This window comes from Gordonia jinghuaiqii, assembly GCF_014041935.1.
In the GTDB taxonomy this organism is placed as follows: Bacteria; Actinomycetota; Actinomycetes; order Mycobacteriales; family Mycobacteriaceae; genus Gordonia; species Gordonia jinghuaiqii.
Genome location: NZ_CP059491.1, coordinates 4,387,542 through 4,413,731 on the forward strand (window position 1 = coordinate 4,387,542; position 26,190 = coordinate 4,413,731).

The window sequence follows — 26,190 nt, forward strand, 5'->3', positions numbered from 1 at the left end:
GGGTGGCCTTCGGTTCATGGTCGCGATGATGCCAGCATGAGCGCCACGGGAGTGGTTAGACTCGAAGTCGTGCCAGCCTTCAGCCCCCTGGAATGGCCGGGCGAATTCGCCGACCCACCTGTCGCCGATCACACGGATCTCGGTGGGGTCGAGCAAGCTGTCTCCGCACTCGAGCACCCTCGACGCCGGTCACCGCGAGGTCGTCCGCTGACCCACCCCCGCTCACACTCAGAACGGTGGTGGGTTGTCCGCGGGGTCGCGTAGACGTTTGTTGCGGGCACGCTCGGCCCGCCGACGGGCGAGTTTGGCGGCCAGCCGGGTGCGGGTGCGGCGGGGGTTCTCCTCGCGCGCCAGGGTTCGGGGCGTCGGTGGTGCCTGAGCGGCTTGTTCGAACCGGATTCGACGGAGGTTCGGGAAGTGGTCTTCGAGAGTCTCGGCGTCACCGGGTAGCACCACGCCTTCGGGGGTGATGTACTCGGTGACCAGTCGGCCGTCGGGGTCGCGGTACTGCAGGTCGATCCAGTCCCCGAATGTCTTGAGCAGGTGCCCCGCACGGCATTTGGCGTTGAGGTTCTCACTCGACGTCGCACCACCGGCGGCGGGGCCGGTGCGGTCGTATTCCTCGACGTGGTCGAGATCAGCGGTGAATGCCGAACGGGTACAGCCGGGTTCGGTACAGTACCCGTCTCGAACACGCACGAACTCCGCGCACGCGGTCGTCGGACGATACGGATCAGCAGACTGCGCGCCGGGGTAGACGACAGTCACATCATCGTCGGCGGCGCGTTCCTCTCCGGTGAGTTCTCCGTCGTCCTCGGCCGACTTCACCACGACCGCGGACGTCTCGGCGACAACACCGATCGGCGAGGTGCGCCTGGGAGTGACCGATTTGACCGTGACATCGTCCCGGGCGGCCAGATCTCGGACGTGCTCGTCGGAGATGATGCCGTGCTCGTCGACGAATCCGATCCCGGTACCACCGGCGAGAGTCGACGCGTCGGTGACGACATGGATCACCACCTGCGTACTGACCGATGCAACATCCGGGTCCAGATCGGGGATGGTGGCGGTGCACTCACCACCCGGGCACTGGCACTCGAACCGGGCGCCGGTCAACAACGCGAACATCGCATCCGAACGGCGATGTGGCTTCGTGCGGCCATCATCCCGGCACACCGAATCAGCGAGTACATCGATGGCCTTGGCGGCGATGCGCACGTTCTCCGCGGTCATCACCCCGGTGAGTTCGGCGGTTCCGTCGTCGCAGTTGTGGGTCCACACCCCGCGCCGGTCCAACCCGTCGCGGCGGCGGTCACGCACCGCATGCGGATCATGCCGGAACACCAACCGGTCGACCATGTCCCGCAACCGTGCCTTGTCCCACTTTCCCTTTCGGTTGCGCAACAGGGAGGCGATCTCGGCATCGAGGTAGGGCAGCACTCCGCTGTCGGTGCCGATCAACTCGGTGCGAGAGATGATCAGTCGGATCTGCCAATCGGCGACGATGCCATCCCGCAACGTATCGCCCACCTCCGGCAGGCGATCGCGCAACGCGATGGCGGACTCGATCATCGCCTCCGCCCGGGGCCGCGAGATCGCAGCCTGTCGGGCCACCCGCGCGACACAGTCGGCGTAGCCGTCCATCACATACTGGCCGGTGTTCTCGCGCGCCAGTACGAGACGGTCGTAGAGGACGGTGCACATCTGGAACTGCGACCACGCCAGATACGAGGCGCCCTGCTGCGTCGCGGCCAGACCGTGCATGACCGCCGACAAATCGTCGTCGTGGGGGTAGGCAGGATCGACTCCGGCGAGAAACTCGCCCGGTAGATCCGTCCACACCGCCACCACGACCCCGATTCCCCCGGTGAACCACGCTGCTGACCAGCGCGATTCAAGTGATGCCACCAAGGTAAACCCCGCCACCGACAAAACCGTCCGAAGCCCGGTGCGCCCCCCGAAGAACCTCGCGGATTCGGGCGGGCACAACAAAGGGACCCACCCCGAAGGATGGGCCCCTCTGTCGTAGAACGGATTACCCGATCAGCCGAGGACCAACGATTCCCCGTCGGCGCTGACGTTGACCGGCACCACGTCGCCGTCGCGGATGTCGCCCGCGAGCAGCTGCCTGGCGAGCTGGTCGCCGATGGACTGCTGCACCAGCCGGCGGAGCGGACGGGCGCCGTAGAGCGGGTCGAAACCGCGTGCGCCGAGCCATTCCTTGGCCTTGGTCGACACCTCGAGATCGAGGCGACGCTGGGCCAGCCGCTTCTTCAGCTGTCCGAGCTGGATGTCGACGATCGACACCAGTTCCTCGGGGGTCAGCGGGTCGAAGATGACCACGTCGTCGAGACGGTTGATGAACTCCGGCTTGAAGGCCGAGCGCACCGCCATCATGACCTGGTCCTTGTCGCCACCCGCACCGAGGTTCGAGGTGAGGATCAGGATGGTGTTGCGGAAGTCCACCGTCCGGCCCTGACCATCGGTGAGTCGACCTTCGTCGAGCACCTGCAGCAGCACGTCGAACACGTCCGGGTGAGCCTTCTCGATCTCGTCGAACAGGACCACCGTGTACGGCCGACGCCGCACCGCCTCGGTGAGCTGACCGCCGGCCTCGTAGCCGACGTAGCCCGGAGGCGCACCGACAAGTCGTGCGACGCTGTGCTTCTCGCCGTATTCGCTCATGTCGATGCGAACCATCGCCCGCTCGTCGTCGAACATGAACTCCGCGAGCGCCTTGGCCAGCTCGGTCTTACCGACGCCGGTGGGGCCGAGGAACATGAACGAGCCGATCGGCCGGTTCGGGTCGGCGACCCCGGCACGTGCGCGACGCACCGCGTCCGACACGGCCTGCACCGCTTCCTTCTGGCCGATGACCCGGTGTCCCAGTTCATCTTCCATGCGGAGCAGCTTCTCGGTCTCGCCTTCGAGCATGCGTCCGGCGGGGATTCCGGTCCACGCCGACACGACCTGGGCCACGTCGTCGGGGCCGACTTCCTCCTGGAGCATCACGTCCTGGCCGGGGTCGGTACCGGTCTTCTCGATCGCGGCCTCGAGCTCCTTCTCCAGGCCGGGGACCCGGCCGTAGCGCAGCTCTGCGGCACGTCCGAGATCACCGTCGCGTTCGGCGCGATCGGCCTCTCCGCGAAGCCTTTCCAGTTCCTCCTTGAGGTCGCGGACCGCGTCGATGGCGGTCTTCTCCGACTGCCACCGGGCGGAGAGCTCGTTGAGCTTCTCCTTCTGGTCGGCCAGTTCGGCGCGCAGCTTGTCGAGACGTTCCTTCGACGCCGCGTCGGTTTCCTTCTCCAGCGCGAGCTCTTCGACCTCCAGGCGGCGGACGATGCGCTCGACCTCGTCGATCTCGACGGGGCGCGAGTCGATCTCCATCCGCAGCCGCGACGCGGCCTCGTCGACGAGGTCGATGGCCTTGTCCGGCAGGAAGCGGGAGGTGATGTAACGATCGGAAAGCGTTGCGGCAGCGACCAGGGCGGAGTCGGTGATGCGCACACCGTGGTGCACCTCGTACCGGTCCTTGAGGCCGCGGAGGATGCCGATGGCATCTTCGACCGACGGTTCGCCGACGTACACCTGCTGGAAGCGACGCTCGAGTGCGGCGTCCTTCTCGATGTACTTGCGGTACTCCTCGAGGGTCGTGGCACCGACCAGGCGCAGCTCACCGCGGGCGAGCATGGGCTTGATCATGTTGCCTGCGTCCATCGCCGAATCGCCGGTGGCACCGGCCCCGACAATGGTGTGCAACTCGTCGATGAAGGTGATGACCTGTCCGGCCGATCCCTTGATCTCGTCGAGCACGGCCTTGAGCCGTTCCTCGAACTCACCGCGGTACTTGGCGCCGGCCACCATCGAACCCATGTCGAGGGACACGACGGTCTTGTTGCGCAACGATTCCGGCACGTCGCCGGCGACGATGCGCTGGGCCAGGCCCTCGACGATCGCCGTCTTGCCGACGCCGGGCTCGCCGATGAGGACCGGGTTGTTCTTGGTCCGGCGCGACAGGACCTGCACGACGCGGCGGATCTCGGTGTCACGGCCGATGACCGGATCGAGTTTGCCCTCGCGGGCTGCCGCGGTCAGATCGGTCGAGTACTTCTCGAGTGCCTGGTACGTCGACTCGGGATCTTCCGAGGTGACCCGTGCGCTACCGCGAACGGCGACGAAGGCCTCGCGGAGTTGCTCCGGGGTGGCTCCGGCATTGTGCAGGAGCTTGGCGACGTCGGAGTCGCCGGTCGCCAGACCGACGACGACGTGTTCGGTCGAGACGTACTCGTCGTCGAGTTCACCGGCCAGCTGCTGAGCTGCGGTGATCGCCGCGATCGATTCGCGGGATAGTTGAGGCGTCGAGCTGGCGCCGGATACCGTCGGCATGCGATCGACCAATGCCTGGGCCTGCATACGAACACTCGACGGGTCCACGCCCACTGCTTTGAGCAGCGGCGACGCGATGCCGTCGGACTGATCGAGCAGTGCCACGAGGATGTGGGCCGGTCGCACGTCGGGGTTGCCAGCGCTGGCCGCCGCCTGCACAGCAGTGCTCAATGCTTGCTGTGTCTTCGTGGTGGGGGTGAAGCTGTCCACTCGCGTGCACCTTTCTCTTTAGTCCAACAGGCTCAAGTATGAGCCCTACGGAGTCTGTAACGCCACCAAGGTTGAGTGCATTCCACTCAGCTTTGCCATTATTGTGATCTACATCACCCAATGGTCGCACTCTGCAGTTCCGCCACTTCGGATAGGTGGCGCTAGGAACACGGCGCACCCGACCCGGAGGTCGCGACTCTGCGGGTGGTGAGGCGAGGGAGAGCAGAAGAGGCACATACCCGGGGCACCGATCGCCGCGCGCAGCGGTTTTGAGTTTACAGATGTACACTCAAAATATGCCGACCGATCATGCGCCCAGTCGCGAGCTGCCCGCACTGGCCGCTCTGGGCCGGAAAGAACTGGCCAAGGCGGTCACCGGGCTCGCCGACGTACATGCATCCGTGGCCGACACCGTATTCACCGGACTTCGCTTCGCGTGGGGTCCGAGGGTCCGTCCCGCGCAGATGATCCACGACGCCATCAGCACGTCCACGTACTCGGCGATCGTGTCGTCCGTCGACGTGGTCGGCGACCTGGCCGAGTCGATGGCGTTCCTCCACGGTGGCGTGCCGTCGGAGACCAAGCGTGGCGCCGTGGCGATCGGAATCCTCGACGGATTGATCGGTGATCAACTGACCGCCGAGAATTCCCCGCTGGCCCCGGAGACCGCCGTCCGGGTCGACGGCGCCATCGTTCCGATCACCCCGGGCGACCTGGCCACGGCCTTCCCCCGGGCCACCGGACACCTGACGGTGTTCCTGCACGGTCTGATGGAGACCGAGTTCGCCTGGGAGCGCGGAGGCCGGCCCACATATGGCGCGCGCCTCGCCGATGACCTCGGCAGCACCGAGGTCATGATCCGGTACAACTCGGGACGGCACATCAGTGACAACGGCCGCGATCTCGCCCAACTGCTCACCGACCTGGTGTCGTGGTGGCCGGTGCCGGTCACCGACCTGACCCTCATCGGCCACTCGATGGGCGGCCTGGTGATCCGCAGCGCTTGCCATAGCGCCGTGGCCGACGATGCGCACTGGCCCAAGCTGGTTCGCCAGACGGTGTGCCTCGGGACCCCTCACCTCGGCGCACCGCTGGCACGGGGCGTCCACCGCGCGACATCGGCTCTGCGCTTGTGGAAGACAAGCCGCCCGTTCGGAACTCTCCTCGGTCGTCGCAGCGCCGGAGTTCGCGATCTCTTCCACGGGGCGGTCGCCGAAGATCATTGGCGCGACACCGATCCCGACGCCTTTCGGCAGCCCGCCGTCGATTACCCGCCGCTGATGGAGGGCGCACGACACCTCTACGTGACAGCGACAGTGACCCGACGACCCGACCACCCGTTCGGCCGTATCGTCGGCGACGGACTGGTGCTGACCAACAGCGGCGGTGGACGAGACCGGAAGCGCCACCTCGGATTCGAGGTCGACGACGGATTGCACATCGGCGGCGCCCACCACTTCACCTTGCTCAACGACGACGCTGTCTACGAGTGGATGCTCCCCCTGCTGGGACCTCGGCGCGCGCTACCGCGTGGCACGGTCTGATCTGCGGTCGAGGGCGAACGTCACCCCGGTCAGCTCCTCGCTGACTGCCCACAGCCGCCGCTGAGCCGCCTCGTCGTGGGAGTCCGCACTGGATTCGACCAGTTTGGGGTACCCGCGGATCTCACCGCGGCCACCGGGTCCGTAGTACTGCCCGCCGACGACATCCGGGTCGGTGGCGGCGCGCAGCGTGGGCAGGGCACCCATCTCGGGCTGCTGGGTGAGCAGTGGCGCCACCCAGGACACCGGAAGGCGTAGCCCGGCAGGCACATTGCGCATCAGCTCGGTGTTGGACACACCCGGGTGGGCCGCAACGGCGATGGTGGAACCATGTGATGCGAGCCGGCGCTGCAGTTCGTAGGTGAACATCAGGTTCGCGAGTTTGGCCTGTCCGTACGCGCCGATGCGACTGTACGAGCGCTCCCACTGCAGGTCGTCGAAGTGAATGGCGGCGCGGATTCGGTGACCGGCGCTGCTGACCGTCACGACTCGGGAGCCGGGCACCGGCAGCAGCCGGTCCAGCAGCAGCCCGGTCAGCGCGAAGTGACCGAGGTGATTGGTGCCGAACTGGAGCTCGAAACCGTCGGCGGTGGTCTGACGGGGCGTGTACATGACGCCCGCGTTGTTGATGAGGAGATCGATGCGCGAGTGGGCGTCGCGCAGGTCGGCCGCCGCGGATCGGATCGAGTCCAGTGACGTCAGGTCGAGGGCCTGGACGCTGACATCGCCGGCCATCTGCGCGGCCGCCTTCCTGCCCTTCTCGACATTCCGGACGGCGAGAACCACCGTCGCCCCGTGTTCGGCGAGCATCCGAGCGGTCTCGAAACCGAGCCCGGTATTGGCGCCGGTGACCACGGCCACCCGGCCGCTCTGATCAGGGATGTCCGTTTCGGTCCAGTTGTCGGTCATGATGTCTCCTTTTAAGTACCGCCGGTCTATTACGTGTCCGACACTAAGAGACCGCCGGTCTACTGTCAAGGGATCGGCGGTCTGCAAGTTAGAGTGGGAGCGTGACTTTCCAGCGTGCGCGTAGTGAAGAGCAGCGGGAGATTCGTCGCCGGGCCATCCTGGACACCACGGCCTCGATGCTCGACGAGATGCCCGTCGCTGATGTGACCCTCAATGAGCTCAGTCGCCGGGTCGGCCTGGCCAAGTCGAACGTCCTGCGCTATTTCGAGTCGCGCGAAGCGGTACTGCTCGAGCTGCTGGACGCCTCGATGGGGAGCTGGCTCGATGAACTGACGGACGAGCTGGCCACAGGTGTCGACGCTGAGTCGCCGCTGGAAGCTCGCGCACACCAGGTCGCCGAGACGCTCAGCCGGACGCTCGCGAAGCGGACGGTGCTGTGCGACCTGTTCGGTGCGCAAGGTGGCGTCCTGGAGCGCAACGTCTCGATCGATGTGGTCAAGCGGCACAAGCGTTCCTCGCTGGCGAAGCTCACGGCCATGGCCGATCTGTTGCGACACCATCTGCCCGAACTCGGCGCCGAGGCCGAGCAACTGTGCCTGATGATCCTGGTATCGGCAGGGGCACTGTCGACCTACGTACCGCCACCCCCGAGCGTTCTTGCCGCCTACGCGGACGAACCCGCCCTCGGCATCCTCAACATGGAACTGGACGAAGCCCTCCGAACCTCCGTCACCGCATCGCTATTGGGCGTGCTGCCGCGGAACTCCGAGAGCGACTAGAACCCGACCACAACACTGCGCTGCCGGAGAAGTCACTGCGCAGCCGCGTAATACACCTTGGTGGCCGCCACGGGTACGGGCGTGGACTCACCGTCACCGAAGTAGACCGTCCACTCGGCGCCGGACTTGTCGAAGAGTTCGGACCCGCTGGAGGGGTAGAGCACGAAGGAGTAGTCCGAACCCTTCCGGCAGCTGTAGCCGAACTCGAAGCCCTGCGGGGGCATGGGCCACGCACCACCGGAGCGGGCCGTACATTGCTGGCCGTTGGCGAGTTCCAGAGCCCACGGGAAAACGTCCGGGCTCGGCTCCTCGAGCGTCGGCAAGGACCCCGAATAGCTGTATGAGGTCAGGGCCTTGGCCCACGGGTCGTAGGTGCACAACAGCCGGCCGTTACTGGGCCAGCAGGCGTTCGCAGAATCCGCAGTGCTTCCACATCGGTACACACCGGTGGTCGCGGCGCCCAGCGCGTTGGTGCAGTACTGCGTCGTCGAAGACGTCCACGGCCCGCCGGTATTCCCGACCGTGAAACCGTTGACAGGTTTCCCGGCCGGGTCCACGGCGACCACTTTGACCACCTCGGGTCCACCGTCGTCCGAGCCGCCCGTCGATGGCAGGCATCGACACAAGACCACCCAGGTGACGGTCCCCTCCGAGATGGTGGAGCCACCCTCGTAGCCGATCCGATAGGCGGTTCCGGCGGCGGTGTCGCCGGTGAACACTGCCACCCCGTCGGAGTCCGTGAGTGGTTGTCCGTACAGCTCGATCGCTCGTGCCCCCGGGGTGCCTCGGGAGACACCGTCGATGGTCGCGCCCGCGCTGCCCGGGGGGTCGCCGGGTGCGATCTCGACGAGCACGTCGTCGACGAATGCGTAGTCGCAATCGATCCAGACGTAGACGGTGCGATCACCGTCGTTCCGCCCGGCGGACGGGAAGGTCGGATTCGCCTGTCGGATGTCGGAAAGACTCTGACCGATCGAGATCCCGGCCCGCGAGGTCGGCGACAGCCGCGTCGCCGCCGCCTCCGCGTTCTGCGCGGCAGCGAGTCGGGCGCTCAGCTGTGCCGCGTTGTCAGCCGTGACGAACAAGCCGCCACCGCTCTCGGCCACGCACGCCAGTGACGGGTCGTCGGTCCGGAAGCCGACTGCGCTGATGGTGACCTCTGGGCGTGCTCGATGAAGGGCGGCGGCGGTCTCGCAGGGCGGCGGCGCGCACGTCGACTCACCGTCGGACACGAGCACCACCGACGCCCGGCCGCTGCCGGGAAGGAGCGCGAATGCCGCCTCGAGCGCTCCGGCGATGGGCGTGAAGCCCTGCGCCTGGAGCTCACCGAGGTCGCCCTTCAGGTCCTTCGTGTTCAACGGCCCCATCGCAACCGCCGTCGTCACGTCCCTGCACCCTTGTGCGGCCGGCGTACTGCGAGCCGGCAGTTGCGACCCGAACGCCACCACCCCGAACAGCGTCTCGTCGGGCAGGCCGTCGGCAAGAGCGATCACGGACTCACGCGCTGCGTCGAGCCGACGCCCCGGCGCATCCTCGGTGTTCATCGAGTCGGACGCATCCAGCACGACGACGGTCGGTACCGGCTCCGGAGCGACCGGTTGCTGGTCGGCCGGTGCCGCCGTGGGTGTGCCGTCCACTCCGACGGCACACCCGGTGAACAACAGCACTGCGGCGGCGATCACCGCACCGATCGACGACATCGCGTGCGTGGAAGTGGTTCGGCCGCATCGGGATCGAGAGCCTGCGTGCAACATGAGGCCGAATCATACGGTGCCTCTTGCCACGTGGCGCGCGAAACGCGATTACCCGGTCAGCCGCTGATCAGCAGTTCAGAATGTGCGACTTTTCCAGAATCGCCACACCGGCACGAAAGCTCCATTTACAGATAGCGCTGCTGACCCGAGTCGGCGATCCTGTGACGGGCGCCTGTCCGTCTACGTGGCAACCGCCACCACAGCCCCACCCACGCGACGACGCACGCCGCGACGAGCATGCGGACCACGCCGAGCGCGGAGTCCGGATAGATCACCCCGGTGAGGTAATGGTCGATGAAACCTGCTGGCGGCAACCCTTTTTCACCCGGCGCGACGGCGGGCCCGGTTCTCGGCGTCGGCGAGTGGACATTCCACTCCCACCAACACCGAGGCGACCCCCACGCGACGGTCGCCAGATGCAGCACCATCGTCCACGGCCATCGCCAGGCCACGAACCCGCCGACGGTCACGTACAGCAGAAACAGCAGGTGCGAGACCGCGATGCCGTCGGCGAGTACCCGATACGGCATGTTCTCAGCGTAGATCGACTCGAGTTCACCGATATACCGATCTGCGCCGCGTCGATCCCCGACACTCGAAAGCGACACACCCCGAGGAAGGACGGTCCGGTGAACACGAGCACCACCGACGAGGCAGCCAACATCTTCGCCGATCCGACGGCCTACGCCGACGAGCCACGGTTACACGCGGCGATGGCGCATCTACGAGCCCACAATCCGGTGGCACGGGTCGAGCGGGCGCCGTACCGGCCGTTCTACGCGGTCACCAAACATGCCGACATCATGGACATCGAGCGGGACAACAACCTGTGGCTGAGCGCTCCGAGACCTGTGCTGACCACCGCCGCGGCCGACGATCTGGCCAAGGCGCAGCTGGACTCCGGGGCCGGATTGCAGACCTTGATCCACATGGACGACCCGCACCACCGGAAGGTCCGCGCCATCGGCACCGACTGGTTCCGTCCCAAGGCGATGCGCGACCTGCAGGCACGTGTCGACGAGCTGGCCAAGCGCTACGTCAACAAGATGCGCGACATCGGCCCCGAGTGCGACTTCGTCGAAGACGTCGCGGTCCACTTCCCGCTGTACGTCATCCTGTCGCTGCTCGGTCTGCCCGAAGAGGATTTTCCCCGGATGCACCAGCTCACCCAGGAGCTGTTCGGCGCCGACGACGCCGAATACCAGCGAGGCACCACGCTCGAGGAGCGGATGGCGACTCTCATCGACTTCTTCGACTACTTCAGCAAGCTGACCGCATCGCGACGGGCGGAGCCCACCGCCGATCTGGCGTCGGCGATCGCCAACGGACTCATCGATGGTGAACCCATGTCGGATGTCGACACCGCCAGCTACTACGTGATCGTGGCCAGCGCCGGTCACGACACCACCAAGGACGCGATCTCGGGGGGCCTGCGCGCGCTCATCGAGAACCCCGGTGAGCTCGACCGGCTGCGCCGCGACCCGGACCTCATGGGCATCGCGGTGGAGGAGATGATCCGCTGGACCACCCCGGTCAAAGAGTTCATGCGCACCGCCGCCGAGGACACCGAAGTCCGCGGGGTACCCATCGCCGAGGGCGAATCTGTCTATCTCGCTTACACTTCGGGGAACCGCGACGAAGAGGTCTTCGATGATCCGGCCGTGTTCGACGTCGGTCGATTCCCGAACAAGCACCTGTCGTTCGGCTACGGCGTGCACTTCTGCCTGGGCGCCGCACTGGCCCGAATGGAGATGAAAAGCCTTTTCAGCGAATTGGTTCCGAGGCTGGACTCGATCGAGTTGGCCGGTGAACCCGAACTGGCCGCGACAGTGTTCGTGGGTGGACTCAAGCACCTCCCGATCAGGTATTCACTGCGCTAACGACCGCTCGCCGCTCCCAGGATGGAACACATCGCGTTCAAGCCTGATCGAGGTCAGAGACGTTCACGGTTCCACACTGAGCTCGGCCCGCTCGTCGTAGAAACAGAGCAGGTCTCGCACCGGTACGGCGTCGTTCAGCGGCCGGTGTAGGTCCACGCGACATCGGGATCACCTCGTCTCCCACCACCGCCGACCAGTACGTCGCCTGACCGGCGTCCATCGATGTGGCCATGGGTCGATGGTCGTCCGGGGCGTCGGCTCGCGCCAGGGGTTCGGGAACTCGTGCCACGTCCCTGAGGGCTGTGGGGAGGACTCATCCGCCGACGGCGGTCTCCACCCCTCCGACGTCGGTGATCACCCAATCGGAGTCACGGTCCAGTGTCACCGTGTACGTCGCTGTCGATTTCACACCGTCGGGTGCCTGGGCGTTCTTGGTGTCGACGCTGACGAACGCGACGACCACATACTGGCCGTCCTTCGCCGACTTCACCACGGCTCCCAGGCCTTCTGCCTCGGAGGACCACTGCAGCGGCACAATGATCTGCTCCATGGATGTCGAGGCATCGCTGAGCTTCTTGGTGAGTTCCGGCGTCGTTCCCTTGGTCAGGTTCTTCTTCCAGGCGTCGATGTCGGAGTAATTCATGGTCGCCGCCTCAGTGGCGTACGAGAGGGCTACCTCTTGCGCCCGGTTCTTCTCGGAAGACTCTGAATTCATCTGCGCAACTTGCGAGGACTCCTGCCGGAGAAGGACCGCCAAGACGACGACGGCGGCGATCAGCAACACCACCAGAAGGCCCACCGACCGCCGCGGCCAGGTGCCCGTTGCCCCGCGCATCCATGTCACCGCCCGGGGGGAACCGGTCGCGGCGGCTTTACTCTCGGTCTCGTCACCGTGTGCCGCGGGTTCCGTCGACGCGTCGACCCCGGTGTCCTCGACCGGTGCCGACCCGGCATCCTTCGACTCCTCGCTCGGAGCCACAACCTCCTCGTCCCCGGTCGCCGCAGTGTCTTCTGTCTCTGGCCGCTCCATCACGCCCACCTCCTGGTCAGCATTTGTCCGATTCGTGGTGCCCGGCACTGTCATCGCCCGCGTGGGGGTCACTTCTCCCCGATCCGCACTACGATTCCGTCTCCGTCTCCGGATGCGCTCATCGCCGCCTTCATCAGCTGACTCAGATCAACAGAGCCGAGTTGCCGTGCTGCCGAGGACACCGACGGTTGGACTGCGTCGGCCAGGATCTTGATGTCCGGAGACGCCTTGGTCAGGAAGGCCAGCACGTCTTCGAGGAACGGTCCGACGCCGATGTCGAGGCCGTAGGGCAACAGGTCATTTCCCGACGGAAGATTGACCGCCTGGGTGACCCAGGGTCCGGTGTTGACGAAGCCGCCCATCGCCTTTCCGAAATCTGCCAGCGGACCTCCCGACGCCCCGATGTCGGGTGCGGACTGCTCGGCCTGCGCCAACAGAGGTTGCATATTTGTCAGGAGTCGCTCAAAGGATGACCGGGTGGTGAGCACGGTCGACTGCAGCAGCGAACCCGCCCGGACGAAGTTGTCGAGGATCTTCTGATTCGCCGGAAGGCCCTGGTTGGTCGCCTCGATGATCGTGTTGACGCGGTCGGCGTTGACCTGTTCGAGCAACCGCGTGAACCTCGCAGAGAATTCATCGATCGTGGTGGGTACCACCACACTTCGGCCGCTCAGCACCTGACCTTCGGGAAGCCGTCCGCCCCCCGGCCGCGGTGTCACGGCGATATACGATTCACCCAGCGCCGACAGATTGTCGATCCGCAGGTCGACGGCCGCGGGCAGCTCGTAGCTGTCCTTGTAATTCCACTCGACGGTGACGCCGTCGACGCCGGCCGTCACCTCGGTGACCTTGCCGATCGGCTCGCCCCGCAGCAGCACCCGGCTCCCCACCACCAGATTGTTGCTGTGCGGCAACTGAACCGACGCCGTGCGCACTCCGACATTGTCGGTGACCGACAGGCCCATCGAACCCATGTAAACGAGCGCGAGGGCCGCGATCGTCAGCATCCCCAGCACGGAGACCAGATTCCGGATGTTCATCGGGTCGCCCCCAGCATCCTCAGCAGGCGATGGACATCGTCGAGTAACTCCTTGCCCTGCGGAGAGGTCACCGAGACGATGCGCGCACCAGGCCGATCGATGAAAGGGAACAACGTGTCCGACAGGAAAGCGTTCAGCTTGTCGCTGTTCTGGCTCACCGCGGCACTGCCCTCGGTGATGACGTCGATCGACCCGTTCACGTCTTGCAGCAGCGGGAGCAGCCACATACCGCCCTGGTAGACCGATCCGACGCTCGGCAGCAGGACTCCGACCTCCTTCATCACGTCCATCAGCTGCCTCCAGTAGTAGACGCCCTCGGGCCGCCCGTCGGGCGAGAGCATGCGCTCCAGCTTTCCCAGGTTCGGGATGATCGCACGGGCCGTGGCGTCCATACCTGCCAGCATCCGATCGAGTCGGTCGGTGTTTCTGGCCAGGTCTCGGGTGTCGATCGCGACGATCCTCGAAACCCCCACGGTCTGCTCGAGATCGGGGAAGGTGTTGTTCACCGACCTGATGGTGGACTGCATGTCCTGGATGCTGCCGCCGTTGACGAAGGTGGAGACGACCGAAAGGGTGTTCTCCAGGGGAGGTGGCGCCGTGGTGCGTGTGGTCGGAATGACCAACCCACCACCTGCCACGCGCATGATCTCGCTGGTCGGTTCGCCTTCGAGTGCGATGTAGGGATCACCGAGCACTGTGTCCTGACGAACCACCGCCCGCACGTCGTCGGCGAACCACAGCCCCGGGTCGACCTTCGCGTCGACCCGAACCTCGCCTGCCTCCAGACGCACCGACTCCACACGCCCGACGCGGGTGCCGTTGTATGTCACCGGTGCACCTGCGGGCACATTGTTGACGTTGGTGAACATGACCGAGATGCCGACACCGGGGCCTGACGAGTGAATCTGGGAGGCAATAGAATTGGGATTCAGCGTGCATCCCGTGGCGACGCCCACCACCATGCACATCGACAACACGACGACCCGGACACGTGCAGCCGACACTCGGCGAGCTTGCCTGTTCGTCACCATCACGAAGCCTCCATCCCGAGGAGCATTGCCAGCAGGTCCATCGAGGGGACCCGCACTCCTCCGGGCACCGTCGAGCACGCGGTGCCGGTTCCGGCACCGATCCGCTCACAGGTGCCACGTGGATCGCCGGTCGGTACACGGATGCCCGGGGGCGCAATCCGCAAGCCCACGCCTCTGCCTTTCATCGCCTTCGCCGCGAGAGCCGCCGTACTCGCGAGGTTCGGCAGTACCGACAGGCCCCGCTCGATCGTGTCGACGTTCGTGGCCGCAACGTGCAGCACATCCGCCGCGACATCGGCTGCGGCCCAGATCTCCTCGCCGTAGTTGGTCTGGATGTCGATGAGCATGTTCAGGAACGGCGCGATTCCGTGCATCATCTGCACGGTGCCCGGCCACAGTACGTCGGCGGTGATCTGCAGCGACTCGGGCATCTTCGACAGGATCGTCGCCACCTCCCTCCACTTCTCGAGGGTGGCGTCGGTGACCGGGGTCATGTGCGCGATGATCTTCCCGATGTCGGAGACCATGCGTTCGGGGCTCTCCGCCGCGCGCGCCGCCGTCTCCATCAGCGATGCCACGTCCGGCCCCAGGCCGTCGACCGATTCCGACAATCCGGTGATCGCACCCTGCAACGCCCGCGTATCTCCATCCGGCGCGATCTCGTCGATCAGGTCCGCCGCGGAACCGACGACCTCGGAGATACTCTCCGGGACATGGCTGTTCGCGAGGGGCACGCAGCTCTCGGGCACCAGCGACGGTACGCCCCGCGGCGACCCGACAAGTTCCAGTGACCTATCCGCGAGGACCGACTTGGACCGGGTGACCGCCTGCACCGACGCCGGGATCGGCCTGTCCCCGTCCACGGTGAACAGCACCTTCACCTGCTCGGGACCGGCTTCGATGTCGGTGATCGTCCCGATCTGGTACCCCATCTGGGTGACCGGATTGCCGACGTACAGCCCGACGGAGTCCGGCATCATCGCGCAGTACGTCGCGGATGCCCGATTGTCGTCGCCGACGACGCCGCAGCTCGCCGTTGTGGACGCCAGCACCGCGGCGACCGCGAGCCCGGACAGGCGGCCCGACCTGCTGGTGATCATCAGCATTGCCTCCCTCGGACCGGAAGGCACAGGTTCGAGGCGTCGATCTCGAACTGTCCACCTCGTACCGCGACGTCGACCGGCTCGACCAAGCGCATCAGCTGATCGCGCGCCGTTTCCAGGTTGCCGATCAGCCCGCCCATCTCATCCCGCAGCCCGCCCGCCAGATCTCTGGTCTTCTGTACGGCGTCCGCAACCTGGTGTCGGTGGTTCATGTAGAAACGGCCGATCGGACCGAGACGGCTCAACACGTTCCCCAGGTAGAAATAGGCTTCGTTGAATCCGACCCGATGGATGTGGAAGGTCGAGATGAGGATGTTCGCCTTGTCGATGAGAGACGAGACGAATGCGCGGCTCTCATCGAATGTCGCGGAGTATCGACCCACCATGGACAGGATCGACTCCACCTGCTTCTTCTGCCGGTCGACGACCCGCGCGATGGTCTGCATCCCCGCTACCGCGTCACGGATGCCGTCCGGATGCGACCCGAGCCCGCGGGACAGTTCATCCAGGGTGGCCTCGACCGGGACGCCCTCGGTGTTATCGGTGACCCGGGGCAGTTCCTGAAGGGTGTCGGCGATCGTATAGGGCACGGTGACGCGCTCCAGCGGGATGACGGTGTTTCCGGAAACCGTCTCCCCCAACGGGATCAACGTCACAAAGTACCCACCGACCGCGGTCAGCAGCCGCACCTCGACGCGGGACTCATCGCCGATCCGGGTGTCGGAGCCGATCTGCAGACCCACCTCCACCGCGTCGTCGCCGAGTTCGACCGACTCGACCTTTCCCACGGAGATCCCGGCGACGCGAACGTCCTCGCCACCCCGGACCGAGATCGCATCCTTCGTCATGAACGACACCGTCTTCGTGTTCGGCGGATTCATGTACAGGATGCCGACGGTTGCCACCAGGACCGCTGCGACGACAACGGCGATGAGCCCTTTCAGCAGGTCGCTGTTCCGAACACGCGCGGCCCCACGTCTCAGTTGGCCCGGCACAACACCACCCCGCTCTCGTTCAGCATCAGGTTCTGCAGCGCGGGCAGGTCCAGCGTGCCCTTCGAGCACCTCGATCCCGCTTCTTCCGAAGCCGACAGCTGCTTGAGGCCCCTGGCCAACGTGGGCAGCAGTTGAAATGATCTGAGCATGTCGTCCACCGATCCGAAGGACTCCGAGATGAGGGCGTCGAAGTCCGTTGTCGGTTGGAGCCCGAGCCCGATGAGGATGTCCGACACCGCCCCCATGAACTGAGGACCATAGGTTGCCGCCTTGGGGATTTCGTCGAGGACGGACAGGGACGCGACCACCGGGCGCTCCAGTTCCCGGAGTATCTCGATGATCTGGGGTGACCTACCCCCGAGGGAGTCGGAGATCGCAGCCATGTTGTCGGCCAGGGTGACGATCACACGCTCCCTGTCCGCGGCGTATCTGCTGAGCTTCGCGACGCTGTCGAGCATGGGTTCCAGACCACCCCCGTCTCCCTGCAGCAAAGCGACTGCGTTGCCGGTGAATTCGTTGACCTCCTCCGGGCCGAGCGTCTCCAGGGCTGGTTGCAGTCCGTTGAAGAGCCGGGTGATGTCGAACGACGGGACCGTTCTGTCGGCGGGAAGATGCCCGACCTCACGGCCGTCAGCATCTGCGTCGATCACGTCGAGGTAGCGCACACCGGCGAGGTTGGCGTATTTGACGGCAGCCGAACTCGACTCGGTGATGCGGTGATCGTCCGACAGGGTGAACGTGACCCGCGACGTCGTCGACTCAGGTCCCTGGTCGAGTTCGACGGCGGTGACCTTGCCGGCGCGGACACCGCGGATTCGGACGTCGGAGTTCGGGTGTAGCCCCGAGGTGTCGGCGAACTCTGCGGTGTACTCCCGCCCGGATTCCTCACTGGGATTGCGGATGGCATTCACGATCAGAATGGCCATCAGCACACCGACCAAGGCGGCGCAGACGAATTTGGTCAGCGGCCACCAGATCCTGTGGTCGATGTGCGAAAGTCGTTGGCTCATCGTCGACCTCCGAGCATCGAGGCCAGATCGGCGACCGGCACCTGCAGGCCGGGCAGACTCTCCAGCTGCAGTTTGAGCTTCACAGTGCGGCCACCGCCCGGCGCAGGATCGAACGCACCGTCCAGCTGATCGAGCAGCGTGCCGAGGCCGGCCGGGGTCAGGATGCCTGAGCCGAGTGCGGGGAACACCTCGATCACGTCCTCGGCCATCGCGACTGTCGAGAGCAGGTTGTCCCTGTTGGTGGTGAGCAGGTTCCCGACGATCGTGAAGAAGTTCCCTGCCATCTTGTTCATGGCGTCGGCCCAGGCGTCCTGCACCTCGACCGAGGCGGTGAGCATGTCGGTGTCATAGATCCCCCACATCCCGGCCGTGGCACCGTCGGTGAAGGGCGGGAGGACGTCGAGCACGCTGTTCAGGTTCCCGATGATGTGTGCGGGCAGTCTCTTCTGCGTGCGAGACACACTCTCGGCGACCAGAACCATGGTGTTGACGAAAGGTTCCAGAGACGCACTGTAGGCAACGGCCCGACGAATCGCGTCCGTGGTGGTGCGTTGCAAAGTACCCTCGGCGGCAATCGATCCCTGCTCGATCATCGTCGACATGGTGAAGTCATCAGGCGTGTCGCGTCGTAGCGTGGTCCCGTCCACCAGCGGCTCGTCGGTGCCGTTCGCGCCGGGCACTAGGTTGAGCGCGGCAATACCGAAATAGTTCTGCGGGCGGAAGTCGACGTCGAGGTCCGAGCCCAGTTGTCCGGCGATCTCCTCGTTCACCTCGACCTCCATCTGCTGCGTTCCGTCACCGGTCGCGTGCACGGCGACCACGGTGCCGACCGCCACACCGCGCAGGATCACCGGTGAACCGCCCGAGATGCCGGGTCCCACCGCGGGGGTGTCGATCCTGAATGCGACGAGGCCGGCATCGCCGTCGTCGAACATCGGGCGGATCACGAACTGGACGAGCAAGGCAACGACGATGACAACGGCGAAGACGTCGGCGGTGAGCCGGAGAAGCCGTCGCTGGTGCGCCGGCGAGCCGTGGAGAAAACCCGAGAAGACCATCATCACCCCTTGAACACCAGTTCGGGCTTCAGACCCCAGAGAAGTACCGTCACCACCAGATTCAGGACGACGATCATGACCAGACTTGCCCGGATCGCACGACCGGATGCGCGTCCGACGCCTTCGGGACCACCGGTGGCGAAAAAGCCGTAGTAGCAGTGGATGATGGTCACCACCGCACAGAACGTGACCGCTTTGGTCAGTGAGTAGAAGACTTCGACGGGTTCCAGGAACTGGCTGAAGTAGTGGTCGTACGTTCCGGCCGGAGATCCCTTGAACACCTTGACGAAGAAGCTGGACGTGAAGAACCCGATGGCGAGCGACAGCAGGTACCCGGGGATCACGCACAGCATTCCGCCGACCAACCGTGTGCCGACGACAAATGGAATCGACCGCACCCCAAGCGCTTCGGTGGCGTCGATCTCCTCGGCGATGCGCATGGAGCCGATCTCGGCCGTCATCCGGCAACCGATCTGGGCCGCGAACCCGATACCGGTCATGATCGGACCGATCTCGCGGATGTTGAAGAACGCGCCGACGACGCCGGTCAGTGAACCGAATCCGATGAGGTTGAGGGAGTCGTAGGCCTCGATGGCCGCGGCGATGCCCACGGCGACCCCGAGGACGACGAGCAGCGAGATGACCCCGCCGTCGACGATCAACGAGCCTCGCCCCCATGCGAGGTTGTTCATCATCTTCATCGTCTGCTTGCGGTAGGAGCGCAGCGTGATGGGGATGGTGATGATCGTCTGGATCGTGAACAGGAGCCACCTGCCGGTTTCCTCGCGCATTCCGGCGACGTTTCGCAAGGCGGATCGCGCGGCCCGCACCGTCAGTGACCTGCTGCCGTGGGTACTCGGACTACTCATTCATCCCACCTGCCCGGGAAAGAACATCGATTGCACCTGGGTTGTCAGTAGGTTGGTCGCGAAGATGGCGACGAAGCCGAGCACCACCGAGGCGTTCACCGCGTCGGCGACCCCGCGCGGACCACCCTTGGCCTCCAGCCCACGCAGGCTCGCGATGACGACGATGAGCATGCCGAAGACGATCGATTTGATGATGGCGAACCACAGGTCCTCGACGGTGGCGAACGCACCGAAGGACTGCCAGAAGCTCCCCGGGACAACATCGTTCACGTTCACCGCGAGCACATAACCGGCGAGTACCGCCGAGGTGATGATGACGACGCAGAGGATCGGTGAGATCAGGACGATGGCCAGAAATCTCGGTACCACGAGCCGCTGGATCGGATTGACGCCCATGACCCGCATCGCGTCGATCTCTTCCCGGATCGCTCGCGAGCCGAGATCGGCGGCGATCGCCGAGGCCGCGGCACCGCCCATGAGCAGCCCTGCGGCCATCGGGGCGCCCTGCTGGATGACGGCTATGCCGCTCGCCGCACCCGCCAGTGAGTTGGCGCCCACCTGATTGACGATCGATCCCACCTGGACAGAGATTTCGGTGCCGAAGGGTAGGGCGATGAGGACTGCGGGAAACGCGGTGACCGTCAACAAGAACCACGTCTGCTGGAGGGTCTCCAACATGGGCAGGCGCAGACGGATCGCGTCTGCGATGAGAAACCCGAGGACTTCCACGAACAGGTCGACGGCACGGCCCAGAGTCGCCAGCGATTGCCGTGGCACGCGCACGAGGTAATCGACCAGCGCATTGTCGCGCAGTGTTCGAGGCAGCGATCCGGGAACGATCGTCCGCGATCGGTGGACTTCACCGACACTCACGCGCGTGGCCACCACGACAGGCGCGGGCGGGCAGGGCCGATGACGGGGGACGCCGTTGGCGGCACACCTACCCGGCGCGATGTGATGGGGCGCACAGTGTGCGATGCTATGTTACATATAACACGTAGTCAACTAAGTAACCTTTCGTCTGGCCTCCCTGGACCCGTTGAGACGTATCGACGAAATTGTCTGATCGGCAACGGAACTCGGCGAAGCCGAGGCATCGGTGTACCGACAATGCGAAGAGTGGAGACCTGTGAACATGGGTGGAGTTAGTCTCGGGCGGGGGTTGGCGGCAGCCAGGATCGTGATCGGGTCCGCATTGTTCTTGGCACCACGCACCGCGGCGAACGCGTGGCTGGGACCGGACTCCGGCCCTGGCACGGAGTTGCTGTTCAGAAGTATCGGGATTCGCGATGTCGCACTGGGAGCGGGCCTGTGGCAAGCCGCGCCGGATGACCGCACCTGGTCTCGCGCCGGCGTTGCCGCCGACGTCGGTGACATCGTCGGCTCATCCCTGGCGCTGCGTTCGGTGGGCACGTCGAAGCTGGGTCCGGGGCTGGCCCTCGCCGTGGCCTTCGCCGCCGCGGGAATGATGACCGAGCGCCGGTGACGCGCGCTCCGGGGTGACCGCGACGTTGACAGCACGTCCCCTTCCCGGGTACGCAGACTTCCGTGACCGCCGCACCCAGCTTCGCCGAGGAACGCTACGACGAGGTGACCGTGCTGGCCTCGGCCCATGGCGGCGCATTCCCCTACGGCAACACCGTCGCGGTCCGCGGATCTGCGGGTTCACTGGTCATCGATCCGTCACTCGAGGTCGATCACGACCCGGTCGACGCCGATGCCGTGATGATCAGTCACGCCCACGAGGACCACATCGCGGGCCTGCGCCACTTCGGCGCGGACAAGTTCGCACATCACTCCGACGTTCCCGGCGTGCGGTCACTCGAAGTCCTCCTCGACAACTACGGCCTGACCGCCGAACAACGCGCCGCGGTCGATGCCGAGGTCGGTGACACCTTTTCGCTGACGCCCGGTTTCCCGGACGCCATCGGTGTCGACGACGGGCATGTCTTCGAGCTCGGCGGCGTCACGGCAACAGTCATCCACCTGCCCGGCCACACCGCCGGCCACTCCGGAGTCCTGGTCGAGCCGACGGGTTTCCTCTACCTCGCCGACATCGACCTCACCTCGTTCGGCCCGATGTACGGCGACCTCGGCAGCAGCGTCGACGATTATCTGGCCTCGATCGCGCAAGTCCGGGAGATCGACGCGCGGTGGTACGGCACGTTCCATCAGAAAGGTGTGGTCACCGGCGCCGACGGCTTCCGCGCACGGCTCGACGCCTACGAGCGGGTCATCCATCGTCGCGACGAACGCCTCCTGGAGTTCCTGGGACAGCCCCGCACGATGGAGGAGATCGTCGCGCACCGGCTCGTCTACCGGCCGCACGTCCAGTTCCCCTTCGTCGACGCGGTGGAGCGGCGTACCGCCGAGTTGCACCTCGCGCGACTGGAGCGACATGGACAGGTGGCGCGCGCGGACGACGGCACCTACAACATCATCTGATGCCGCGCACGTTCTCGGTGTCTGCGCTCGTCAGGTGATCCGTTCACCGAGTGAGTCGGTGATGGCGCGTTTGAGCTCGGTGTGATCGTCGAAGAAGGATGCGTGCGGACCGTATCGCCGGAACGGATCACTGCCGCGTCCGGTGACCACGACGACGTCGCCGGGCCCGGCCATCGACACCGCCAGCTCGAACGCGGTGCGTCGATCCGGTTCTTCGACGACCAGCGCAGAACCGGCACGGCGCGCACCCCGGAGGACCTCCGCCCTGATCAGCTCCGGGTCCTCGGTCTCCGGGCTTTCATCGGTGACGACGACGATGTCGGCATGGCGCGCAGCCACCTCTCCCAGCGGGACGCGCTTGCCGGGGTCCCGACCGCCGGTCGCGCCGATCACCACGATCAGGCGCCCGCGCGCCAGCGACCTGAGGTACGGAAGTAGAGCGTTCTGACCTGCGGTGTTGTGCATGTAGTCCACGATCGCCGTGTAGGGCTGACCGCCGTGCACGGGTTCGCACCGTCCTGCCACACCGGTCACCGAGGAGATCCCTTCGGCAGCGGCGGTGATGTCGACACCGTCGGCCACCACACAGGTGATCGCCAGCAGCGCGTTGGCGACCTGGTGGGGTCCCAGCACCTGCAGGTGGAGGTCTGCATCGCCGTGCGGAGTGTGAACGGTGAAGCGCGTGCCCGATTCCCCGCATCGGATTCCGCCGGCGCTGACGTCTGCCGAGGCGTCGCGCGTAGAGCAGGTCCAGGTGGTGGGCACGGTGCCGGCCGCCAGCCGCGCGCCGTACATGTCGTCGATGCTGATGACCGCGGTCTGGGTGCGGGCCTCGGTGAACATCTCCGCCTTGGTGGCGAAATAGGCCTCCATCGACCCGTGATAGTCGAGATGGTCGTCGCTGAGGTTGGCGAAGGCCATCACCCGGAAGCCGGTGCCGTCCACACGGTGCTGGTCGACCGCGTGAGAGGAGACCTCCATGGCGCATGATGTGACGCCGTGCCGGCGGAAAGTCGCCAGCGTGCGCTGGAGCATCGGCGCCTCCGGCGTGGTGCGCTCGGGTACCAGGTCGTATCCGGGGCCGCGGATACGGGCGCCGGAGATCAGACCGGCGGACTCACCCGCCGCGGTGAGTGCGGCCTCGATGAAATGGGCGGTACTGGTCTTGCCGTTGGTGCCGGTCACCCCGAACACCCGAAGGTCGCGCGACGGTTCGCCGTGAAACCAGGAGGCCAGCGGCCCCATCGCAGCGCGTGGTTCGCCGACGACCAGGCTGGGCAACACCGACGACGGGCGGTCACTGATCGCGAGCACCGCACCTGCGGCGGCCGCCTCGTTCTCGAAATCAAGTCCGTGCCAACGACTTCCGGGGATGGCGAGGTACGCGTCACCCGGGCGCACAGTCCGCGAATCGTCGTCGAGGTCCCGCACCACGACCGCCCCGACACCCGCGTCCCCGACGATCGGGACCCCGAGATGTGCAGCCACGCGAGCGATCGTCATCCCCGCGTCGCCCCACGACGCCGACCGCGCACGCGGATCATCCCCGGTCGTCATCGTCGGCGATTCAGGGCGTCGCCCGTCGATGCCCACCGGCCGCCGTCCTGCCGCCAGCGGTGAGCACTCGGCTTCGTCGTGATCGGCATCACACCGGCTTACCCGGCACTCCCACACCCAAACGCTCCACGTCGGCCCGACGGGCGCGAGAAACCGGTGAAGCCGGGTCTCCATAGTTCAGATACCGGACAAACCTCCCACGGCCGGCCTCGTTGTGACCCGCCTCACAACTCACGAGATCGACTGCGCCACAGCATTTCTCATCACAGTCACCTGACTGATTTCGTACCAGAGGTTAGACCTGCACGTTCTGTGGCAACACTCGAGTTGTCACCCGATTCGCACATCGGAAGAAGGGAGCTCGACTCCGATGACTGTTTCCACCACCACCGTTCAGCAACAACTCCGCGCAATTCTCGCGCTGACCAACACCGAGATCCAGATTGCCGAGACCCGGCAGGCACAGGCGCGTACCGACGCCATCCGCAAGGAACTCACCCAGAACGCCCAGAATGCACGTGAGCGCGCGGCGTCGATCGAGGCCGCCCTTCGTGAACGCGGCGGACTCATCGACGTCATAAGTCCCGTGCTGGGCCGGGTCGTCGCGGCGGCCAAGACCTTCGCCGAGCAGACCCAGCCGCTCGACGAGGCACTTCTCGACGATCTCGCCCTCGAACAGCGGCTCGTCGCTCGGGCCACGTACCTCAAGGCACTCGCCACCGGACAGGAAGACGCCGCACTGGTCGATCTGGCAGATCGCCTGATCGACGCCCACACCGCCACGGTCCACTGGCTGACCACCGTTCTCGCCGAAGAAGCACTCGGCGGACCGACAGCCCTGCGTCGTGGCCCTACCCAGTGGGTCAGCGGTGTCGCAGCACGCGCGATCACCGCACCGGCGATCGGCGCGTCGTGGGCCATCGACCGAACCGCCGAGTTCGCGCGTCAGATCCCCGACCCCGTGGAGACACTGCGCAACCGTTTCGGACGCGCGGTCGACGATGCGGCCGAGACCGCCTCGCGCGCCGGTGACGCCGTCAGCAATGCGGGCACGGCGGTCTCGAAGACCGTGGCGGCAGGACGCGACGCCGCCCTGGAAGCGGTCGAGGAAAGCGCACGGGACAACGGCGCAAAGGGCACGGCAGACGCGCTGCACCAGCTCCGCGAGGTCACCGGAACCGTTGAGGCCGAAGAGCTTCCGATCGACGGCTATGTCAACCTCAACGTCGCTGACGCGGTTGCCGCGGTCAAGGAGCTGACCAAGCCGGCCGATCTGCGTGTCACCCTCGCCTACGAGGAGGCACACAAGAACCGCCAGCGCGTCGTCTCCGCGATCGAGATCCGTTTCGCGCAACTCGCCAAGGAACTGGTCGGCATCGACAACTGATCTTGACGCACCGACCGACGACGGCCACCATCCATCCGATGGCGGCCGTCGTTCTCTGTGTTGCCCCGCGCGCCTAGACTTCCCGATCATGCACCGTCGCGTCGTTCTGGTCTGCGCCCTGCTCCTCACCGTCTTCGCCGGATCCGCATTTCCGGGCGCCGGCCCTGCCCGCGCCGACTCCGACCTCGTCAAGGCACGGGCCGCGATCTTCGGGGCCGACAACGTCGACGCACAGACCGGGGCGGTACGCGCGGACCGCGTGATCTTCTCCTGGTTCGGCGTCTCGAACTTCGCCGTGGCCATGGCGGGCAAGGTGTTTCTCGTCGACGCCTGGGTGCCGAACGTCTACCGGAATTACGTACCGACCACGCCTGCACAGCTCGCGGCGATCAAGCCGTCGCACATCTTCATCGGCCACGCGCACTTCGATCACGCGGCCGATGCGGTCGAGATCGCCGCCCGCTCCGGCGCCCGCCTCGTGGGTTCGGCAGAACACTGCGCGTTCTTCCGGCAGGAGTCGTCGAGCGTCCGGTGCGATGCCGTCGCCGGCTCGCGCCCCGGCACCACCGCGACCTACGACGGCCTCGAGGGCATCGGCGTCACGACGGTCACGCACCTTCACTCCGAGCTGAAGGCACCGACGGGCGATCTGCCGCCTCTCCTCCCGATCCCGCCGAGCGATCGTCTTATCACCGACCCGCCGCAGCCCGACGACCTCGGCCGGCTCGCCGGACATCTCGGCGACCCCGAGGGCGGTGCCGTCCTGTACGCGTTCGACGTCGGCGACCGGCGCATCGTCTGGAACGACTCGGTGGGACCGGTCGCCCAGGACCCCGCCGGCCCCGCAGTCCTGGCGGCCCTGCGCCGCCTCGGGCCCGTAGACCTGCACGTCGGGTCGATCCAGGGTTTCAATGAGATCACCAACGGGCTGAAAGACGCGGTGCGTTACATCGACGCGATCCGCCCGAAAATGTTCGTGCCCAACCATCACGACGACTGGTTCCCGGTGATCGCCACTCCTGCGACCACCCGGGAGAAGTCGTTCTTCGACGCCCTGGCGTCGATCGACCATCGGCCCGAGGTTCGTTACCTCCGCGACCCGAGCGACTACCTGAACCCGGATCGGATCACGCTCGACCTGGCCGGGTGACCGCCCCGGGATCTCGGTCGACGAACGCCGAGGATTGTCGGTGCCATCAGGTAGTT

General features: G+C 65.9%; 22 protein-coding genes. 7 read left to right on the forward strand and 15 right to left on the reverse strand.

The genetic code is table 11. The features are described from left to right. Positions 1 to 228: 228 nt before the first annotated feature. Both H1R19_RS19530 and clpB read right to left on the reverse strand, forming a co-directional pair. The gene (locus H1R19_RS19530; protein WP_188331429.1) at positions 229 to 1,842 is read right to left on the reverse strand and encodes an HNH endonuclease signature motif containing protein; all 1,614 of its coding nucleotides are present in this window, start codon (positions 1,840 to 1,842) and stop codon (positions 229 to 231) included. A 201-nt stretch (positions 1,843 to 2,043) separates the two neighbouring features. After that, positions 2,044 to 4,596: an ATP-dependent chaperone ClpB gene (gene clpB, locus H1R19_RS19535; RefSeq protein ID WP_188331256.1), complete on the reverse strand. Its 2,553-nt coding sequence runs from the start codon at positions 4,594 to 4,596 to the stop codon at positions 2,044 to 2,046. Between the two features lie 296 nt (positions 4,597 to 4,892). Between clpB and H1R19_RS19540 the strand changes: the two genes are divergently transcribed. Next, positions 4,893 to 6,140 carry an esterase/lipase family protein gene (locus H1R19_RS19540; RefSeq protein ID WP_188331257.1) on the forward strand — a complete coding sequence of 416 codons (1,248 nt, stop codon included), beginning with the start codon at positions 4,893 to 4,895 and terminating at the stop codon, positions 6,138 to 6,140. Here the strand turns inward: H1R19_RS19540 and H1R19_RS19545 are convergent. Beyond that, complete coding sequence (locus tag H1R19_RS19545) at positions 6,120 to 7,046, reverse strand: SDR family NAD(P)-dependent oxidoreductase (protein ID WP_188331258.1); 927 nt, start codon at positions 7,044 to 7,046, stop codon at positions 6,120 to 6,122. The two genes, H1R19_RS19540 and H1R19_RS19545, sit on opposite strands and share 21 nt — an antisense overlap. Before the next feature lie 101 nt (positions 7,047 to 7,147). On the opposite strand from H1R19_RS19545, the gene H1R19_RS19550 reads away from it, so the two are divergent. Then, positions 7,148 to 7,825: a TetR/AcrR family transcriptional regulator gene (locus tag H1R19_RS19550; RefSeq protein ID WP_188331259.1), complete on the forward strand. Its 678-nt coding sequence runs from the start codon at positions 7,148 to 7,150 to the stop codon at positions 7,823 to 7,825. Between the two features lie 32 nt (positions 7,826 to 7,857). Here the strand turns inward: H1R19_RS19550 and H1R19_RS19555 are convergent, their stop codons facing one another. Next, complete coding sequence (locus tag H1R19_RS19555) at positions 7,858 to 9,525, reverse strand: vWA domain-containing protein (protein ID WP_219849868.1); 1,668 nt, start codon at positions 9,523 to 9,525, stop codon at positions 7,858 to 7,860. Between the two features lie 179 nt (positions 9,526 to 9,704). Then, the gene (locus tag H1R19_RS19560; protein ID WP_219849869.1) at positions 9,705 to 10,109 is read right to left on the reverse strand and encodes a DUF2784 domain-containing protein; all 405 of its coding nucleotides are present in this window, start codon (positions 10,107 to 10,109) and stop codon (positions 9,705 to 9,707) included. 99 nt (positions 10,110 to 10,208) lie between these two features. Here H1R19_RS19560 and H1R19_RS19565 point away from each other — a divergent pair, with 99 nt between their 5' ends. After that, on the forward strand, positions 10,209 to 11,459 hold the full coding sequence (locus H1R19_RS19565) for a cytochrome P450 (RefSeq protein WP_219849870.1): 1,251 nt from the start codon (positions 10,209 to 10,211) through the stop codon (positions 11,457 to 11,459). A gap of 313 nt (positions 11,460 to 11,772) precedes the next feature. Here H1R19_RS19565 and H1R19_RS19570 read toward each other — a convergent pair whose 3' ends face one another. From H1R19_RS19570 to H1R19_RS19610, 9 genes are all read right to left on the reverse strand, one after another. Further along, positions 11,773 to 12,438, reverse strand: a complete 666-nt coding sequence (locus tag H1R19_RS19570; RefSeq protein ID WP_188331262.1) for a hypothetical protein — start codon at positions 12,436 to 12,438, stop codon at positions 11,773 to 11,775. 119 nt (positions 12,439 to 12,557) lie between these two features. Next, positions 12,558 to 13,529, reverse strand: a complete 972-nt coding sequence (locus H1R19_RS19575; RefSeq protein WP_219849871.1) for an MlaD family protein — start codon at positions 13,527 to 13,529, stop codon at positions 12,558 to 12,560. Beyond that, a complete protein-coding gene (locus H1R19_RS19580) occupies positions 13,526 to 14,533 on the reverse strand; it encodes an MlaD family protein (protein WP_188331264.1) in 1,008 nt (335 codons plus the stop codon). The genes H1R19_RS19575 and H1R19_RS19580 overlap by 4 nt, the downstream gene beginning before the upstream one ends. Positions 14,534 to 14,559: 26 nt before the next feature. Then, positions 14,560 to 15,660, reverse strand: a complete 1,101-nt coding sequence (locus H1R19_RS19585) for an MlaD family protein (RefSeq protein ID WP_219849872.1) — start codon at positions 15,658 to 15,660, stop codon at positions 14,560 to 14,562. Beyond that, complete coding sequence (locus tag H1R19_RS19590) at positions 15,660 to 16,658, reverse strand: MlaD family protein (RefSeq protein ID WP_219849873.1); 999 nt, start codon at positions 16,656 to 16,658, stop codon at positions 15,660 to 15,662. The genes H1R19_RS19585 and H1R19_RS19590 overlap by 1 nt, the downstream gene beginning before the upstream one ends. After that, on the reverse strand, positions 16,643 to 17,668 hold the full coding sequence (locus H1R19_RS19595) for an MlaD family protein (protein ID WP_188331267.1): 1,026 nt from the start codon (positions 17,666 to 17,668) through the stop codon (positions 16,643 to 16,645). Before H1R19_RS19595 ends, H1R19_RS19590 begins: the two co-directional genes overlap by 16 nt. Continuing rightward, positions 17,665 to 18,726, reverse strand: a complete 1,062-nt coding sequence (locus H1R19_RS19600) for an MlaD family protein (protein WP_188331268.1) — start codon at positions 18,724 to 18,726, stop codon at positions 17,665 to 17,667. Before H1R19_RS19600 ends, H1R19_RS19595 begins: the two co-directional genes overlap by 4 nt. A gap of 2 nt (positions 18,727 to 18,728) precedes the next feature. Next, the gene (locus H1R19_RS19605; RefSeq protein WP_219849874.1) at positions 18,729 to 19,595 is read right to left on the reverse strand and encodes an ABC transporter permease; all 867 of its coding nucleotides are present in this window, start codon (positions 19,593 to 19,595) and stop codon (positions 18,729 to 18,731) included. Continuing rightward, the gene (locus H1R19_RS19610) at positions 19,596 to 20,420 is read right to left on the reverse strand and encodes an MlaE family ABC transporter permease (RefSeq protein WP_223205633.1); all 825 of its coding nucleotides are present in this window, start codon (positions 20,418 to 20,420) and stop codon (positions 19,596 to 19,598) included. 376 nt (positions 20,421 to 20,796) lie between these two features. Here H1R19_RS19610 and H1R19_RS19615 point away from each other — a divergent pair, with 376 nt between their 5' ends. Then, the gene (locus tag H1R19_RS19615; RefSeq protein ID WP_244970768.1) at positions 20,797 to 21,081 is read left to right on the forward strand and encodes a hypothetical protein; all 285 of its coding nucleotides are present in this window, start codon (positions 20,797 to 20,799) and stop codon (positions 21,079 to 21,081) included. A gap of 62 nt (positions 21,082 to 21,143) precedes the next feature. Then, complete coding sequence (locus H1R19_RS19620; RefSeq protein ID WP_219849875.1) at positions 21,144 to 22,040, forward strand: MBL fold metallo-hydrolase; 897 nt, start codon at positions 21,144 to 21,146, stop codon at positions 22,038 to 22,040. Between the two features lie 30 nt (positions 22,041 to 22,070). Here the strand turns inward: H1R19_RS19620 and H1R19_RS19625 are convergent, their stop codons facing one another. Then, complete coding sequence (locus tag H1R19_RS19625; protein WP_219849876.1) at positions 22,071 to 23,597, reverse strand: Mur ligase family protein; 1,527 nt, start codon at positions 23,595 to 23,597, stop codon at positions 22,071 to 22,073. Between the two features lie 370 nt (positions 23,598 to 23,967). Between H1R19_RS19625 and H1R19_RS19630 the strand changes: the two genes are divergently transcribed. Together H1R19_RS19630 and H1R19_RS19635 are read left to right on the forward strand one after the other, a co-directional pair. Then, on the forward strand, positions 23,968 to 24,984 hold the full coding sequence (locus H1R19_RS19630; RefSeq protein ID WP_219849877.1) for a coiled-coil domain-containing protein: 1,017 nt from the start codon (positions 23,968 to 23,970) through the stop codon (positions 24,982 to 24,984). An 88-nt stretch (positions 24,985 to 25,072) separates the two neighbouring features. Then, positions 25,073 to 26,134: an MBL fold metallo-hydrolase gene (locus tag H1R19_RS19635; RefSeq protein WP_219849878.1), complete on the forward strand. Its 1,062-nt coding sequence runs from the start codon at positions 25,073 to 25,075 to the stop codon at positions 26,132 to 26,134. The last annotated feature ends 56 nt before the right edge of the window (positions 26,135 to 26,190 follow it).